The sequence below is a fragment of the Microbacterium sp. Clip185 genome (assembly GCF_028743715.1).
In the GTDB taxonomy this organism is placed as follows: Bacteria; Actinomycetota; Actinomycetes; order Actinomycetales; family Microbacteriaceae; genus Microbacterium.
In genome coordinates this window covers 751,222-767,074 of sequence record NZ_CP117996.1, presented here as the reverse complement: position 1 = coordinate 767,074, position 15,853 = coordinate 751,222, and the positions used below count along the sequence as shown (strand labels likewise).

Genomic DNA, 15,853 nt, shown 5'->3' with positions numbered 1-15,853 from the left:
AGGATGAGCTCGCACGCAGAGGTGCGGCGGCTCGGAGAGGGAGGAGGCCGCTCACTGGCGGCGGGCGGCAGCTACGCGAAGCGCGCGGGCACCGCGAGGACGGCGGGGATTACCGCAATGGCGAATGCCTGAGTCATATCGTCCTCCTCGAGTGCACGGATGCCGCGGCGAGTGCGCGCGACAGCCCTCCAGCCTATGCTGTGTGTTCGCTGAGTGCAACGATCAGTTCTGCGCGGGCATTCCCGCGCGCGCGGATCAGGCGGCTTCGCGCGCAAGCAGACTGCGCTTGACCTCGACACCCCATGCGAAGCCGCCCATCGCGCCCCCGGTGCGCAGCACGCGATGGCACGGCACGAACAGGGCCGGTGCGTTCCGCGCGCAAACGGATGCGGCGGCGCGCACCGCGCGCGGGCTTCCCAGCGCTGCCGCGAACTCCGCATACGTCAGAGGCTCCCCCGGCGCGATACGCCGCAGCATCCGCCAGCCCGCGAGCTGCCCCGCGGTGCCGGTCTGGTGCACCTCGACCTCGTCGATGGCCCGCACGTCTCCGCCGTAATAGGCGGCGACCGCATCCATGGCGCGAACGGGGCCTTCCGAGATCTGCACCGGCCGGTCGGCGGGGCGCAGGCGAGCCACGATGACGTCGTGGTCGGCGCTCCAACCGGAGGCGAGCACGCGCTGATGCTCGTCCACGAGCGCCGTGAAGGCGCCGTCGGGGGTGTCGATGGTGGCGATGTGCGCGGTCATGCGATGCGGCTCTCGTTCGGGAGGTGGGCGGGATGCGGGATCTGCGCGGGCACGGCTGCGACGGCCGCCCAGAGATGCGCGGTCAGGTAGCTGCGCCACGGCGCCGCGCGGACGGACCAGGCTGTCAGCGCCCGCGGTTCCGCGGGAAGTCCGAGCCGGGCGGCCCCGGTGCGCACGGCGACGTCACCGGGAAGGAACACGTCGGGATCGCCCGTGACCCGCATCCGCACGTAATCCGCGGTCCACGGTCCGATCCCGGGCATCGCGAGAAGTGCCGCGCGCTGCTCGTGCGGGTCGCCTCCGGCGTCGAGGACGAGAGCGCCGTCGGCGAGCGCTCCGGCAGCGCCGACGATGGCGCGGATGCGGGCCGCGGGTCCACGCAGCACCTCGGCGCCGCGATCGGCGATCGCCGCCATCGTCGGGAAGAGCAGGTCGGTGCCTTCGTGGGCGGGCACCCGCTCCCCCAGGTGCTGCGCGAGAGCAGCGAGGGCCGTGCGGGCCGCGGCAACGGTGATCTGCTGGCCCACCATCGCGCGGATGAGCATCTCGTGCGGGTCGGCGGCGCCGGGGACCCGGATGCCGGGAAGAGCGGCCACCCGGGCGGCGAGCTCGGGATGGGCTGCGAGTGCCTGGTCGACGGCGAGCGGATCCGCATCCAGATCGAACAGCCGGCGCACCCGCGTGACCAGCTGCGGCAGATCGGCGAGCTGGGAGAGGCGGGCGCGGAGGCGGAGCGCCTCGCCGTCACGGCGCACCTCGAACCACGCGGAGCCACCGGCAAGACGCAGGGTGCGCGCGAAGGTCGTCGCGGTGACGGTCTCCACTCCCGGGAGCGCGCGGGCCGTCATCCAGGCGAAGATGCCGCCGTCGTCGATGGGGCGCCGATGCGCGAGCAGCAGGTCGATCTCGCCGGGGGCGGCGCGATTCTCGGACTTCCGGCGGGCGCGCAGCGCGAGCGGCGTCATCCCGAACACCTCGCGGACGGTGTCGTTGAACTGCCGCACGCTCGCGAAGCCGGCGGAGAAGGCGACGTCCGCGGCGGGAAGGTCCGTGCCGACGAGGAGCATTCGCGCCGTGTGGGCACGGTGGGCGCGAGCGAGCGCGAGAGGCGACGCGCCGAGCTCGGCCGTGAGGATGCGTCCGAGCTGCCGCGACGAGTAGCCGAGCCGGTGGGCGAGCCCCGGCACACCCTCGCGCTCGATGACGCCGTCGGCGATGAGGCGCATGGCGCGCCCGGCGACGTCGCCGCGGAGGTCCCACTCCGGCGAGCCGGGGGCGGCCTCGGGCAGGCAGCGCTTGCAGGCGCGGTAGCCCGCCTCGTGGGCGGCGGCGCTCGTGGGGTAGAACGTGACGTTCTCTGGCCGTGGAGTGCGGGCGGGGCAGCTGGGACGGCAGTAGATGCCGGTGGTGTGCACCGCGGTGACGAACTGTCCGTCGAAGCGCGCATCCCGGGCGTCGATCGCGCGGTAGCGCTCGTCGAAGGTCATCGCGGGGGTGGGCACGTCCCCAGCCTGTCACGCCTCACCGACGCCGGCTCGCGGTTTTCGGACACCACAGCGCGGTGCCCCTCTGGCTCCCGTCCGAGGCGGCGTCCGTGCTGCGCGGGATGCTGTCTCTTCCTGCCCGAGTTGCGTCGCATGTGCGCAAATGCGACAGGTTTCCGCATCCGCGACAGACGTTCACTGTCGCATCTGCGTGAAGGTGTAGCGGATGCGGGAGCGGGGCCTACCCACACCCCCGCGGATGCGGGAGCCTGGTGTGGCGGATACGGAAGCGGTGGGGCGATGATCCCGCATCCGTCACCACTTCGGCCACACTTTCACGCAGATGCGCCGGTCATTCCCTGGCGCACCTGCGTGAAAGTGGCGCACTTGCGCATGAGCGACGCAACTCGGGCAACAGGGCATCGGGGCAGGGCACCGGCGGAACACGCACACCCGTGAGGCTGGGGGCGCAACCGGGGGCCCTGGGAAGGATGTGACGGAGTAGCGTCGCAGCATGAGCGAGCAGACCTACGACCTCATCGTCATCGGCGCCGGCCCCGTGGGCGAGAACGTCGCCGACCGCGCCGTACAAGGCGGACTGTCCGCCGTCATCGTGGAAAGCGAGCTCGTCGGCGGGGAATGCTCGTACTGGGCGTGCATGCCGTCGAAGGGGCTGTTGCGCGCGGGGGCGGTGCTGCGCGAGGCGCGCGACGTCGACGGCGCGAAGCAGGCCGTATCGAGTCCCCTCGACGTCGCCGGGGTCCTCCGTCGTCGCGACACGCTCACCCACGACTGGAACGACTCCTCGCAGGTCGAGTGGCTCTCGAGCGCGGGCATCGACCTCGTGCGCGGCCACGGCCGTCTCGTCGGCGTCAAGCAGGTCGAGGTGACGGATGCGGACGGCAACATCACCCGCCTGACCGCTCGCCACGCGGTCGCCGTCTGCACCGGCACCGCAGCTCTCCTCCCCGATACCCCCGGCCTCGCCGAGATCGCACCCTGGACGAGCCGCGAGGCGACCAGTGCGCAGGAGATCCCCGCATCCCTCGCGATCATCGGCGGCGGCGTGGTCGCCGCGGAGATGGCCACCGCCTACGCGGACCTCGGCGCCGAGGTCACCCTCGTCGTCCGGGGCACGTTGCTGGCCGCCAACGAGCCCTTCGCGGGCGAGCTCGTCGGCCGCGCCCTCGAGGAGCGGGGCGTGCGCATCCTCCGCCACACCAACGTCGTGTCGGCACAGCGGGTCGGCGACGAGAAGGAGCTCGAGCTGTCGGACGGCACCCGTATCCGTGCGGCCGAAGTGCTCGTGGCGACAGGGCGCGTGCCCCGTACCGAGGATCTCGGACTGGATGCGGTGGGACTGGTCCCGGGCGAGTGGCTCGCCGTCGACGACACCATGCTCGTGACGGGCACCGACTGGCTGTACGGGGTCGGCGACGTCAATCACCGGGCTCTGCTCACCCATCAGGGCAAGTACCAGGCGCGCGCCGCGGGCGACGTCATCGCCGCACGCGCGACCGGGGGCCCCGTCGACGATGCACCCTGGGGCGTGCACGTCGCGACGGCCGACCACGAGGCCGTTCCGCAGGTGACCTTCACCGATCCCGAGGTGGCCTCCATCGGGTTCACCGAGGCCGCAGCGAAAGCGGCGGGCCGCCGCATCCGAGTGCTCGACTACGACCTCTCGTGGATCGCCGGCGCCGCCACCCGCGCCGACGACTACCGCGGCCAGGCGCGCGCGATCGTCGACGAGGATGCGGGCACGATCATCGGCGCCACGTTCGTCGGCGAGGATGTGGCCGAGCTGCTCCACTCGGCGACGATCGCCGTCGTGGGCCAGGTGCCGATCGCGCGCCTCTGGCACGCCGTGCCGTCGTACCCGACGCTCAGCGAGGTGTGGCTGCGGCTGCTCGAGGCGTACGGGCGTCCGAGCGCCTGAGGCTCCCGACAGGAAACAACCGCCCCGCAAGGCGATCCGGTCGGAATCGTCCTGCGGGGCGGTGATGTCCTGCGACAGCGGCGGGACTCAGTGGTAGAAGTGGCGCTCTCCCGTGAAGAACATGGTCACGCCGCGCTCGCGCGCCAGGGCGATCGTCTCGTCGTCGCGCACCGATCCGCCCGGCTGCACGATGGCGGAGATACCCGCATCCAGCAGCACCTGCGGTCCGTCCGAGAACGGGAAGAAGGCATCGGATGCGGCGACGGAGCCGACCGCGCGCTCGCCCGCGCGCTCGACGGCGAGGCGGCACGAGTCGACACGGTTGACCTGCCCCATGCCGATGCCGACGGTGGCGGAGTTCTTCGCGAGCACGATCGCGTTCGACTTGACGGCGCGGCATGCTTTCCACGCGAAAATGAGGTTCGTCATCTCCTCGCCGGCGGGGCGCTCGCCCGCGACGAGCTCCCAGTCTGTCGCGACGGACTCGATGTCGTCGGGGAAACGGTCGGCGTCCTGGAGCAGCAGACCGCCCGATACGAGCCGCACATCCATGCGCTCCTGCTGCCAGTCGGCCGGCAGCTGCAGCACGCGCAAGTTCTTCTTCAGGCGGAACAGCTCCAGCGCCTCCGGCTCGAAGGCGGGGGCCACGATCACCTCGGTGAAGATGTCGCGCAGGTTCTCCGCCATCTTCAGCGTGACCGTGCGGTTGGCCGCGATCACACCGCCGAAAGCCGAAACGGGGTCGCACTCGTGGGCCCGCAGGTGTGCGCTGGCGATCTCATCGAGCGCGTTGGGCGCCGACACGGCGATGCCGCACGGGTTGGCGTGCTTGATGATCGCCACGGCCGGCTTGACCATGTCGAAGGCGGCCCGCAGCGCCGCATCCGCGTCGACGTAGTTGTTGTACGACATCTCCTTGCCCTGCAGCTGCAGCGCCTGCGCGATGCCGTGTCCGCCGGTGCGGGTGTAGATGGCCGCGCGCTGGTGGGAGTTCTCGCCGTAGCGCAGGGTCGCGAGCCGCTCGGCCTTGATCGTCAGGTGCGCGGGCAGCTGCTCGCCCTCGGCGAGGGTCTCGTCGGCGAACCAGGTCGCCACCGCGCGGTCGTAGTTGGCCGTGTGAGCGAAGGCGCGCGCCGCGAGCTCTTTGCGCTGGGCGAGCGAGGTCCCGCCGGCGGCGATCGCGTCGATGATCGCGGGGTACGACTCGGGCGAGACGACGATCGCGACGTTGGCGTAGTTCTTCGCCGAGGCGCGCACCATCGCGGGCCCGCCGATGTCGATCTGCTCGACCACGGCGTCGCCGGATGCGCCGGATGCCACCGTTTCTACGAACGGGTAGAGGTTCACGACGACGAGCTCGAAGGGCGAGATGCCGAGATCTGTCAGCTGCTCCTCGTGGTGCGCGAGGCGGAGGTCTGCGAGAAGGCCCGCGTGCACGCCAGGGTGCAGGGTCTTCACGCGCCCGTCGAGCGACTCGGGGAATCCGGTCACGCTCGACACGTCGACGACGTCGTACCCGGCGTCACGGATGGTCTGCGCGGTCGAGCCCGTCGAGACGATCTCGACGCCGGCGGCGACGAGCGCTTCGGCCAGACGCAGCAGGTCGGTCTTGTCGCTGACCGAGACGAGCGCGCGGCGGACGGGAACGACATCGCGGTCGCGGTAGAGGGACGGATCGTGGCTGGGCCCGGCCATGGGACTCCTCGGGGTGGGGCGGTTGCGGTGGGTCAGACGGCGGATGCGGTGAGGTCGAGCTCGCCGATGGCGATGCGGCGGACGACGTCGATGAGCAGACGTCGTTCGACGGGTTTGATGCGTTCGTGAAGCGCGGACTCGTCGTCGCCGGGGCGCACCTGGATGCGCTCCTGGGCGAGGATCGGCCCCGTGTCGACGCCGTCGTCGACGACGATCACGCTCGCACCCGTCTCGGTGGCGCCCGCCTCGATCGCATCGCGCACCGCGTGGGCGCCGGGGAACTCCGGCAGGTAAGCGGGGTGGGTGTTGATCAGGCGCGGGCTCCACGCGGCGACGACCGCGGGTGGCAGCAGGCGCATGAGGCCGGAGAGCACCACGAGGTCGGGTTGCCAGACACGCAGCTGCCGGTCGAGCTCCTCCCCCCAGATCTCGCGGCGGTCGGCGCCCTGCCAGGGCACGACGAAGCTCGGGATCCCGAACTCCTCGGCGTGCGCGAGGCCGGAGGCTTCGCGGTCGGCGCCGACCACGATCACGCGGGCGGGGAAATCGGCTTCCGCCGCGGCCTCGAGCAGGGCTCGCAGATTCGAGCCGGTGCCGGAGATGAGAACGGCGACCGTGAGCACCCGCACAGTCTAGTCGCGCGCCGCATCCGTCCGCTCGGGGACGTCGTCCGTGCCGCGCGCACCCGCAAGACGGGCGAACAGCCCCGGCTCGGTCACGAGCGTCTCCTCGCCGCGTCGGCGCGGGGAGAGCAGGAGGATCGCCGCACCCAGCCCCACCTCGATACCGACGGCCACGCCCACCGCGACCGCATCCGGCCCGACCGTCGACAGTCGCCCGGGCCCCATGCTCCCGCTGGCCAGAACCGCCATGAGGGCGGCGGCGAGAGCGGCAAGGGCGGCGATCGACACCGTGAGGGTCACGAGGATGCCGGTGCTCTCCGCATCCGCGGTCGAACCCCGGGGACCGAGGCGGGATCGGGTGGCCCACCCCGCGACGACTCCCACCGCGATCGGGAGCAGGGCGAACAGCAGGAACCAGCTGCTCGCGCCTTCGGGCAGCACGCCCAGGACGGGCACACCGGGCAGGACACCCAGCTGCGTGCCCGCGGGCGAGACCACGCTTCCGGCACCCAGCCCGATACCGGGCCCTGCGACGAAGGAGAGCGCCCAGACGAGCAGAGTCGGCAGGTACAGCAGCTGAGCGAGCGCGAGGACCGCCGCGCCGCCCGCATCCAGGTTGCCCGCCTGTGAGAGCGCGACGATGTTCGGAGCGCGCACGATGAGGGCGACCCCGAGCACGGCCGCGCCCACGGCGACCAGGCCCGTCACGGCGATCGCCCCGCCGCGCACGGCGAGCTCCGGCACCTCGGGCCAGGCGCCCCCGGACCGGTCGAGCCGGGCCCGCAGGGCGTCGACGGGCCCGTCATCGCCGTCGATCCACGCGCGGTGAAGGGCACCCGCGAACACGCCAGCGGCGTAGTACGCCGTCGGGTAGCAGATCGCGCGCCATAGATCGGTGCCCGCCAGCGGCGCCTGCGAGGTGACGGCGATGCCGGCGGCGAGCACGGCGAACACGAGCGTTCCGGTGAGTGCGCCGCTCCACGGCGCCCCGGCACGCCCGGCGCGCGCACCTGAGCGCCCGCCGAAGAGCAGCGTGAACGCGGCGAAGGCCAGCGGAGCGAGCGAGAGCGTGAAGCTCGCGAGCGACGGATCGATGCCCAGCTCGGCGACGTAGATGTCCGGGAGTGTGATCGCGACGGGAACCGAGTGCCCGAACTGCCAGATGGTCCCTGCGCTCTGCCATATGGCGGCGAGATCTCCCGACCCGAACGCGACGAACCAGAACACCATCAGCGGGGCACCGGCGACGGCGAGGCCGACGGCCACCGCGACGAGAGCGTCGAGGGCGGAGAGGAGAAGGACGAGGACGCGTTGCATGGCCCCCTGACCCTACCCAGCGGATCTTTGCACGACCGTCGGCCACGCCGCCGGCATCTGCCACGGCTCCTCCGCGTCGCGCAGCGGGCCGCATCCGACTACTCTCGTCGAGTGCAACACCCCCGTACCACCAGCGCCTCGTCCTCCTCCCCCGGCCGTCTCGACCGCTTCTTCGGCATCACGGCGCGCGGCGCCACCGTCGGAGGCGAGATCCGCGGCGGCATCGTCACCTTCGTGGCGATGGCCTACATCGTCCTGCTGAACCCGATCATCCTGTCCGGCGGAACGGATGTGGCCGGCAACGCCCTCGGCTTCGCCCAGGTCGCCGCGACCACCGCGCTCACCGCCGGCGCCATGACCATCCTGTTCGGGCTGGTCGCCCGACTGCCGTTCGCGTTCGCGGCGGGTCTCGGCATCAACTCGTTCCTCGCCGTCAGCGTGGTGGGCGAGGTCACCTGGCCCGAGGCGATGGGCCTGGTTCTCATCAATGGCCTGCTCATCGTGCTGCTGGCTGTGACGGGCTTGCGCCGACTCATCTTCGACGCCGTGCCGATGGCACTGAAGACCGCCATCACGGTCGGCATCGGTCTTTTCATCGCCTTCATCGGCTTCGTCGACGGCGGACTCGTTCAGAGCACCGGCCTGCCCTCGCCGCCGGTGGGCCTCGGCGTGAACGGCTCGATCGCCACCGTCCCGACGCTCCTGTTCGTGCTGACGCTCGTGACCATCGCGATCCTCCTCGCCCGCAAGGTCAAGGGCGCGATCCTCATCGGCCTCGCGGGCGGCACCGTCGTCGCGGTCATCGTCGAGGCGATCTGGCACCTCGGCGCGCGGGCAGACGGTCACGCCGGCGGGTGGGGCCTCAGCGTGCCGGAGATCCCGGCATCCATCTTCAGCCTGCCCGACCTGAGCCTCGTGGGTCAGGTCAGCTTCGGCGCCTTCGACCGCATCGGCGTGCTCGCGGCCGCGATGCTCGTGTTCACGCTGCTGTTCACGAACTTCTTCGACGCGATGGGAACCATGACGGGCCTCTCGCGCGAGGCGAACCTCGCCGATGAGCGGGGCAACTTCCCGCGCCTGCGCTCCGCCCTCGTGGTCGAGGGCATCGGCGCCGTCGCGGGTGGACTCACCTCGTCGTCGTCCAACACGGTGTTCATCGAGTCCGGCACCGGCATCGGCGAGGGCGCTCGTACGGGCCTCGCGAACCTCGTGACCGGCGCGCTCTTCCTGCTGGCGATGTTCGTGACACCCCTGACCACCATCGTGCCGAGCGAGGTCGCTTCGGCGGCGCTGGTCGCGGTCGGCGCGCTGATGATGAGCCAGATCCGCCACGTCGATCTCACCGACGTCTCGGTGTTGATCCCGGTGTTCCTGACCATCACGGTCATGCCGCTGACGTACTCGATCGCCAATGGCATCGGCGCGGGCTTCGTGAGCTGGGTCGTGATCCGGTCGCTCTCGGGACACGCCCGCCGCATCAGCCCGCTGCTGTGGATCGTCGCCGCCGGCTTCGTCGTGTTCTTCGTGCGCGGTCCGATCGAGGCGGCCCTCGGCGGCTGAGCCCCCGCCTCGACGCCGAACGAGCATCCGTTCATCGAACGAGCACCCGATGTGGTGCTCACTCGGCGAACGGATGCTCGTTCGCGCGTGTGCGGGCGGCGCTCAGGCCTCGCGCGGCTCCAGCACGAAGATCGCGATCTGACGGTCGGTCTTGGTCTGGTAGACCGCGTAGTCGGGCCACACGGCGACCGCACGGTCCCACCACAGCTCGCGTTCCTCGCCCTCGAGTTCGCGCGCGGTGTAGTCGCGCTTGACGGCGCCGTCCTGCAGCTCCACGTGCGGGTGCTTTCGGATGTTGTTGCCCCACGCGGGCTCCTCGGGCGCCCCACCCTTGGAGGCCACGACGAGGTAGTCCCCGTCGTGCTCGACGCGCATGAGCGCGGTCTTGCGCAGGCCACCGCTCTTGGCGCCGACCGTGGTCAGCACGATGATCGGAACACCGCGCAGCTCACCGCCCTCCGCGCCGTTGGTGGCTTCGTAGAGCTCGGCTTGCGACCTTGCCCACTCGGACGTGCTCGGCTTGTACTCCCCTGTCAGCGGCATGCGTCCAGGCTACTGCGGCCGGATACGACGAAGGGCGGATGCGGGGGCCTCGGCCGCCCGCATCCGCCCGTCGCGAGGGGGCCTTACAGACCCTGGATGATCTCGCGCATGAGCGCGGCGGTCTCGGACGGCGTCTTGCCGACCTTCACGCCTGCCGCCTCGAGCGCTTCCTTCTTGGCCTGCGCGGTGCCCGCGGAGCCCGAGACGATGGCGCCGGCGTGGCCCATCGTCTTGCCCTCGGGGGCGGTGAAGCCCGCGACGTAGCCGACGACCGGCTTCGTGACGTTCGCGCGGATGTAGTCGGCCGCGCGCTCCTCGGCGTCGCCGCCGATCTCGCCGATCATCACGATCGCCTTGGTCTCGGGGTCGGCCTCGAACGCCTCGAGCGCGTCGATGTGCGTCGTGCCGATGATCGGGTCTCCACCGATGCCGATCGCGGTCGAGAAGCCCAGGTCGCGCAGCTCGAACATCATCTGGTAGGTCAGCGTGCCCGACTTCGAGACGAGTCCGATCGGGCCCTTGCCGGTGATGTTGGCGGGCGTGATGCCCACGAGCGACTCGCCCGGGGTGATGATGCCGGGGCAGTTCGGTCCGATGATGCGGGTCTTGTTGCCCTTCTCGATCGCGTACGCCCACGCCTCGGCGGAGTCGCCGACCGGCACACCCTCGGTAATCACCACGAGCAGCGGGATCTCGCTGTCGATGGCCTCGATCATGGCGTCCTTCGTGAAGGCCGGCGGAACGAAGGCGATGGAGACGTCCGCGCCCGTGGCCTCGATGGCCTCGGCGACGCTGGCGAACACCGGCAGCTCGACCGGGTTGCCGTCCTTGTCGGTGTGCGAGACGGTCGTGCCGGCCTTGCGCGCGTTGACGCCGCCGACGACCTGGGTGCCCGCCTTCAGCATGAGGGCGGTGTGCTTGGTACCCTCGCCGCCGGTGATGCCCTGGACGATGACCTTGGAGTCCTTGTTGAGGTAGATCGACATGTCTGTGTCCTTATCCGATGCGGGCGATCAGGCGGCGGCCAGCTCGGCGGCCTTGTCGGCGCCCTCGTCCATGCCTGCGGCGAGGGTCACGAGCGGGTTGTTCGCGGCCGCGAGGATCGCGCGACCCTCTTCGACCTGGTTGCCGTCGAGACGCACGACGAGCGGCTTGGTCGCGGCGTCGCCGAGGATCTCGAGCGCCTTGACGATGCCCTCTGCCACCGCCACGCACGAGGTGATGCCGCCGAAGACGTTGACGAAGACGCTCTTGACCTGCGGGTCGCCCAGGATGACGTCGAGACCCGCGGCCATGACGGTGGCGGAGGCGCCGCCGCCGATGTCGAGGAAGTTGGCGGGCTTCACGCCGCCATGGTTCTCGCCGGCGTAGGCGACGACGTCGAGCGTGGACATGACCAGGCCCGCTCCGTTGCCGATGATGCCCACCTGACCGTCGAGCTTGACGTAGTTGAGGCCGGCTGCCTTCGCCTTGGCCTCGAGCGGGTCGGCCGCATCCTTGTCCTCGAGCTCTTCGTGCTCGGGGTGGCGCACCTCGGTCGCGTTGTCGTCGAGGGTGACCTTGCCGTCGAGGGCGATGATGTTGCCGCCTCCGTCGAGGATGAGGGGGTTCACCTCGACGAGGGTCGCACCCTCGCCCGTGTAGACGGCGTAGAGCTTGACGAAGACGTCGGCCACCTTCTCGACGAGTTCCTCGGGGAACTTCGCCGCGCGGGCGATCTCGATGGCCTTCGTCTTGTCGATGCCGGTGAGTGCGTTGACCTCGATGCGCGCGAGAGCCTCGGGCTTCTCGACCGCGAGCTGCTCGATCTCCATGCCGCCCTCGACGCTGGCGAGCGACAGGTAGGAGCGGTTCGAGCGGTCGAGCAGGACCGAGAAGTAGAACTCCTTCTCGATGGAGGCACCTGCGGCGACCATGACCCGCTTGACGACGTGGCCCTTGATGTCGAGGCCGAGGATCGCCTTCGCCGCCTCGTACGCCTCGTCGGGGGTCTTCGCGACCTTGACGCCGCCGGCCTTGCCGCGACCGCCCGTCTTGACCTGCGCCTTGACCACCACGACGCCGCCGAGCTTCTCGGCTGCCGCCTTCACCTCCTCGGGGGTGTCCGCGACGATACCGGCGAGCACCGGCACCTCGTACTTCTCGAAAAGGTCTCGTGCCTGGTACTCGTACAGATCCACTGGGCTTCCTTCGCTGGTCCGAGGGAGGGTGACGCAAAACGTCTCGACGTCGAGATATCGACCAGTCCCCCAGCCTACTCCCCGTGCGGGAGTGCTCCGTTCACGCCTGTGCAGACGAGGGCGGCCGCACGCGCCGCAGATCCGACAGCGCCGGGCCCTCGATGCGGCGCCCGTCGGGCGCGAAGCGCGAGGCGTGCAACGGGCAGTCCCACGTGCACTCGGCGTCGTTCCAATTCAGCACGCCTCCCAGGTGCGGACAGACCGCGGAGACCGCTCGCACCTCGCCGTCGACCCGCGAGACGCCGACGGGGCGCCCCGCATCCGCACCGACGACGCCCTTCCCCTCCGACGGGATGCGAGGCGGATGCCGGAGCGCCCCCGCCCAGCCCTGGACCGCACGAGCGCCGACCTTGGCGTTCTCCGCCGCTCCCTTGGCCACATCGGCCGGCACGGTGATGCGGGTGCCCAGCCGCCGCATCCACTCCGCCCGCCCGCCCTCGCCGATGCCCTCGATCTCTGCGGCGATCCGCAGCGCGGCCGCGGGGCCGTTCGTCAGGCCCCACTTCGCGTATCCCGTCGCGAAGCGCACGCGCCCGCCCGTGCGGGGCATGACGCCGACGAACGGGACGAGGTTGTGAGAGGTGTAGTCCTGGGCCGACCACCGGTGCGTCGGTACCGCATCCGGCACGTGGCGCCTCGTCCAAGCGATCAGCTCCGCGACCCGCGCCCGTTCGGATGCGGCGCGCCCCACAGGGTGTCCGCCGCCGCCGACGATCAGCCGCGTCTGCTCCCACCGCCCATCGCGGTCTGACACGGTGCGCACGGATCTGCTCGGCGCGTCCGCAGAGAGGAACATCCCGTCCGGGAGCGCCACCTCGTCCGGCACGGCGAACGCGACGGCGTAAGAGCGCATCGCGGAGACCTTCGCGAAGTACAGGCCGCGATCCAGCACGGCCGCGCCCGTCGCCAGCACGATGTTCTCGGCGACGAGGTCGCCGCGGGCTGTGTGCACCGTCGGCCGGCTCGAGGTGGACACCCCCGTCGCCCGCACGCCGGTGTGCAGCGTGCCGCCCGCGGCGAGGAAGGCGAGCGCGAGAGCGTGCGCGGCCGCATCCGGATCCATCCCCAGCTGGCCGTCCAAGGCGACGGCGGAGCGAGCGGGGAACGGCAGATCGAGCTCGTCGGCCGTGGCCCACCTCACCGGCAGGCCGGCCTTCCGCGCGGCCTCGAACTCCTCACGCACGCGGGAGCGGCCAGCATCGTGCTGTGCGTACGTGAATGCCGTGCGCACCTCGTAGGCGAGGCCCGCACGATCGGCGAACGAGCGCAGCCAGAGCTGTCCGTCGAGGTTCGCCTCCACGTACGCGCGGACGAGGGCGGGCGAGTGGTGGGCGCGCAGCGTGGACAGCTGCGTGCCCTGCAGCAGCGACACCTTGCCCGTGTTCGCACCCGTGGCGAGCCCCGCGACCTCGCGCGCCTCGAGCACGACGACCTCGTACCCGGACTCGGCGAGCAGCAGCGCCGTCGCGAGCCCGGTGATGCCCGCCCCCACCACGACGACCTCGTGCTCGCCGGGGACGAAGGGCGTCGCGGGTACGGTGCGAGCGTGCTGCTTCCAGAGGGGATCCATGCGGCGCAGTCAACGCGTTCGGCGGCAGATGGCCGCGGGGCTTGACACGGCGACGGAGTCCACGGGCGCACGCCGCGGCAGGTCTAGGCTTGCTCCGCAGATGAGTGAGACAGCTTCCCCCTCAGCCGCGCGTGACGATGTCGTCGCCGCGGCCCTCGACCTGTTCGCACGGCAGGGTTTCGAGGCGACCTCGGTCGACCAGATCGCCCAGGCCGCGGGTATTTCGCGCTCCACGTTCTTCCGCCAGTTCGGCGGCAAGGACGACGTCGTCTTCGCCGACCATGAGCTGTTGCTCGACAAGCTCCGCACCTACCTCGCTCGGCCCCACGAGAACCCGTGGGAGGCGGTCTGCGAGGCGTCGATGCAGGTCTACCGCCACTTCGCGGCCGACCCCGAGCTCGCCCGACGCCGCTACACGGTGGTGCGCGACGTGCCGGCGCTGCGCGACCGCGAGATCGTGACCGTGTTCCGCTACGAACGGCTGTTCGACGAGTACCTGCGCACGGCCCTGCCCGGCCTCGACCCGCTGGATGCGGTGAGCTTCGCGGCCCTTGTCACGGCCGTGCACAACCATGTGCTGCGCCGCCTCCTGCGCGGCCCCAAAAAGGTGCCGGCCTCGGCGCTGCGTCGGGCCCTCGACGACTGCCTCGACAAGTTCGGGGTCGGCTCGCGCGCATCGCAGGCGCCCGACGACGTCGTGGTAGCCGTCTTCCCCCGCCGCATGCCGGCCGCCGAGGTGGCCCGGCGCTTGGGCGACAGCCTGCGCTGAGCACACGTTCCCGCGCCGTGCGGTGCGACATCTGCACGACCCGTGGTGCAGGAGTCACGTGACGTGACGGATGCGGCGCCGGATCCCGCATCCGCCGTGCACACGTCGCCGCACCCGCGCCGCGGGCCCGCGTGGCTCAGGGCGCGGGAAGCAGGGACAGCCCGTGGAGCAGATCGCCGCGCGAGGCGGCCGCGCACACGCGCACCCATCCCTCGCCCGAGGCGCCGAAGGCGGAACCGGGTGCGAGGGCGACGCGCTGGGTGCGCAGGAACTCCTCCGCCCACGCCCCGACGTCGCCGCCGGTCGCGTGGCGCAGATCGATCCACAGGTAGAACGCGCCGTCGGGCACCCGGTAGGCGATGCCGCGCTCGTCGAGCAGCGCGATCGCCGCATCCAGGTTCCGACGGTAATGAGCGCGCGCGAGAGCGATGTTGCTCTGGTCGCCGGTGAGCGCCGCGACGCCCGCGCGCTGATCGGGCGCGGCTACGCACGCGATCATCGCTTCCTGCACCGTGCGCAGGGTCTGATCCATGCCGAGCGGGGTGATGAGAAAGCCCACCCGCACTCCCGTCATGGCGTAGGACTTCGAGAGGGAGAACACGCCCAGGACCCTCGGCTCGTCGCTTCGCGCATCGAGGGCGGTCAGACTCACGTGCGGATCGCCCCAGGTCAGCTCCGCGTACACCTCGTCACTGATGATCCAGAGGTCGTAGCGGCGCGCGAGCTCGAGAAGCCCCTGCGCGAGCCCGCCGTCGATGACCGTGCCGAGCGGGTTCGACGGCGAGTTCACGACGATCGCCCGCGTGCGCGGTGTGATGAGCGCCTCGATCGCCTCGAGCTCCGGCAGGAAGTCGACCTCCGGACGCAGCGCATAGGGCACCGGCACCGCGCTCAGCATCCTGGGGCTCATCGAGAACGTCGTGTATCCGGGGTCGGGCACGAGCACCTCGTCGCCGGGGCCCAGCACGAGACCCATCGCCTGGTGCAGCGCCTGCGTGCCGCCGACAGTGACCCAGACCCGCTCGGGCGACAGGTCGACGCCATGGTTCACCGCGAAACGATCGGCGAAGGCGTGGCGCAGCGCCGGGATGCCGGCGTTGGCCACGTAGTCGGTCTCGTCCGCCTCCCAGGCACGCCTGGCCGCCTCGATGATGTGCCCCGCCACCGGCACATCGGGCTCGCCGACCGCGAGCATGGTGACGTCGTCGAGGGTGAGCGCGATCTCGAAGATGCGACGGATGCCGCTGGGAGGAACGGATCGCAGGTGGTCGCTGAGGGCCGGCACCCGCTCAGGCTAACGCGTCACGGCTCCGCATCCGCGCGGTGAAACTGAGTGCCAGAGTTGGCGGCACAGCGTCCCACGCGA

13 protein-coding genes are annotated in these 15,853 nt (G+C 71.1%); 3 read left to right on the top strand and 10 right to left on the bottom strand.

What is annotated here, in order from left to right:
• Window positions 1–255: 255 nt before the first annotated feature.
• Together PQV94_RS03680 and PQV94_RS03675 are read right to left on the bottom strand one after the other, a co-directional pair.
• A complete protein-coding gene (locus PQV94_RS03680) occupies window positions 256–747 on the bottom strand; it encodes a methylated-DNA--[protein]-cysteine S-methyltransferase (protein ID WP_274287447.1) in 492 nt (163 codons plus the stop codon).
• On the bottom strand, window positions 744–2,234 hold the full coding sequence (locus PQV94_RS03675) for an AlkA N-terminal domain-containing protein (protein WP_274288213.1): 1,491 nt from the start codon (window positions 2,232–2,234) through the stop codon (window positions 744–746). The genes PQV94_RS03680 and PQV94_RS03675 overlap by 4 nt, the downstream gene beginning before the upstream one ends.
• A gap of 511 nt (window positions 2,235–2,745) precedes the next feature.
• Between PQV94_RS03675 and PQV94_RS03670 the strand changes: the two genes are divergently transcribed.
• A complete protein-coding gene (locus tag PQV94_RS03670; RefSeq protein WP_274287446.1) occupies window positions 2,746–4,170 on the top strand; it encodes a dihydrolipoyl dehydrogenase family protein in 1,425 nt (474 codons plus the stop codon).
• Between the two features lie 87 nt (window positions 4,171–4,257).
• On the opposite strand, the gene purH is transcribed toward PQV94_RS03670, so the two are convergent.
• The 3 genes from purH to PQV94_RS03655 are packed head-to-tail and all read right to left on the bottom strand — an operon-like array spanning window position 4,258 to window position 7,805.
• Window positions 4,258–5,865 carry a bifunctional phosphoribosylaminoimidazolecarboxamide formyltransferase/IMP cyclohydrolase gene (gene purH, locus PQV94_RS03665; RefSeq protein ID WP_274287445.1) on the bottom strand — a complete coding sequence of 536 codons (1,608 nt, stop codon included), beginning with the start codon at window positions 5,863–5,865 and terminating at the stop codon, window positions 4,258–4,260.
• A gap of 32 nt (window positions 5,866–5,897) precedes the next feature.
• A complete protein-coding gene (gene purN / locus PQV94_RS03660; RefSeq protein ID WP_274287444.1) occupies window positions 5,898–6,488 on the bottom strand; it encodes a phosphoribosylglycinamide formyltransferase in 591 nt (196 codons plus the stop codon).
• A gap of 9 nt (window positions 6,489–6,497) precedes the next feature.
• On the bottom strand, window positions 6,498–7,805 hold the full coding sequence (locus tag PQV94_RS03655) for a cell division protein PerM (protein ID WP_274287443.1): 1,308 nt from the start codon (window positions 7,803–7,805) through the stop codon (window positions 6,498–6,500).
• Window positions 7,806–7,916: 111 nt separating this feature from the next.
• Between PQV94_RS03655 and PQV94_RS03650 the strand changes: the two genes are divergently transcribed.
• Window positions 7,917–9,365, top strand: a complete 1,449-nt coding sequence (locus PQV94_RS03650; protein WP_274287442.1) for an NCS2 family permease — start codon at window positions 7,917–7,919, stop codon at window positions 9,363–9,365.
• Window positions 9,366–9,467: 102 nt separating this feature from the next.
• Here PQV94_RS03650 and PQV94_RS03645 read toward each other — a convergent pair whose 3' ends face one another.
• The 4 genes from PQV94_RS03645 to PQV94_RS03630 all read right to left on the bottom strand — a co-directional run bounded on the left by PQV94_RS03645 (window position 9,468) and on the right by PQV94_RS03630 (window position 13,718).
• The gene (locus tag PQV94_RS03645) at window positions 9,468–9,908 is read right to left on the bottom strand and encodes a nitroreductase family deazaflavin-dependent oxidoreductase (protein WP_274287441.1); all 441 of its coding nucleotides are present in this window, start codon (window positions 9,906–9,908) and stop codon (window positions 9,468–9,470) included.
• A gap of 83 nt (window positions 9,909–9,991) precedes the next feature.
• Window positions 9,992–10,894, bottom strand: coding sequence for a succinate--CoA ligase subunit alpha (gene sucD / locus PQV94_RS03640; RefSeq protein ID WP_137416260.1), 903 nt, complete (start codon window positions 10,892–10,894; stop codon window positions 9,992–9,994).
• A gap of 27 nt (window positions 10,895–10,921) precedes the next feature.
• Complete coding sequence (gene sucC, locus PQV94_RS03635; RefSeq protein ID WP_274287440.1) at window positions 10,922–12,088, bottom strand: ADP-forming succinate--CoA ligase subunit beta; 1,167 nt, start codon at window positions 12,086–12,088, stop codon at window positions 10,922–10,924.
• A 100-nt stretch (window positions 12,089–12,188) separates the two neighbouring features.
• The gene (locus tag PQV94_RS03630) at window positions 12,189–13,718 is read right to left on the bottom strand and encodes an FAD-dependent oxidoreductase (protein ID WP_274287439.1); all 1,530 of its coding nucleotides are present in this window, start codon (window positions 13,716–13,718) and stop codon (window positions 12,189–12,191) included.
• A 100-nt stretch (window positions 13,719–13,818) separates the two neighbouring features.
• On the opposite strand from PQV94_RS03630, the gene PQV94_RS03625 reads away from it, so the two are divergent.
• Entirely contained in the window at window positions 13,819–14,487 is a 669-nt protein-coding gene (locus tag PQV94_RS03625) for a TetR/AcrR family transcriptional regulator (RefSeq protein ID WP_274287438.1), read from the top strand.
• 136 nt (window positions 14,488–14,623) lie between these two features.
• On the opposite strand, the gene PQV94_RS03620 is transcribed toward PQV94_RS03625, so the two are convergent.
• The gene (locus tag PQV94_RS03620; RefSeq protein ID WP_274287437.1) at window positions 14,624–15,772 is read right to left on the bottom strand and encodes a pyridoxal phosphate-dependent aminotransferase; all 1,149 of its coding nucleotides are present in this window, start codon (window positions 15,770–15,772) and stop codon (window positions 14,624–14,626) included.
• Window positions 15,773–15,853: the final 81 nt, after the last annotated feature.

Coding starts and splice junctions, on each gene's coding strand:
- PQV94_RS03670 (WP_274287446.1), top strand. CDS start 2,746: ATGAGCGAGCAGACCTACGACCTCATCGTCATCGGCGCCGGCCCCGTG.
- PQV94_RS03675 (WP_274288213.1), bottom strand. CDS start 2,234: ATGACCTTCGACGAGCGCTACCGCGCGATCGACGCCCGGGATGCGCGC.
- PQV94_RS03645 (WP_274287441.1), bottom strand. CDS start 9,908: ATGCCGCTGACAGGGGAGTACAAGCCGAGCACGTCCGAGTGGGCAAGG.
- PQV94_RS03680 (WP_274287447.1), bottom strand. CDS start 747: ATGACCGCGCACATCGCCACCATCGACACCCCCGACGGCGCCTTCACG.
- sucD (WP_137416260.1), bottom strand. CDS start 10,894: ATGTCGATCTACCTCAACAAGGACTCCAAGGTCATCGTCCAGGGCATC.
- PQV94_RS03655 (WP_274287443.1), bottom strand. CDS start 7,805: ATGCAACGCGTCCTCGTCCTTCTCCTCTCCGCCCTCGACGCTCTCGTC.
- PQV94_RS03630 (WP_274287439.1), bottom strand. CDS start 13,718: ATGGATCCCCTCTGGAAGCAGCACGCTCGCACCGTACCCGCGACGCCC.
- purH (WP_274287445.1), bottom strand. CDS start 5,865: ATGGCCGGGCCCAGCCACGATCCGTCCCTCTACCGCGACCGCGATGTC.
- PQV94_RS03625 (WP_274287438.1), top strand. CDS start 13,819: ATGAGTGAGACAGCTTCCCCCTCAGCCGCGCGTGACGATGTCGTCGCC.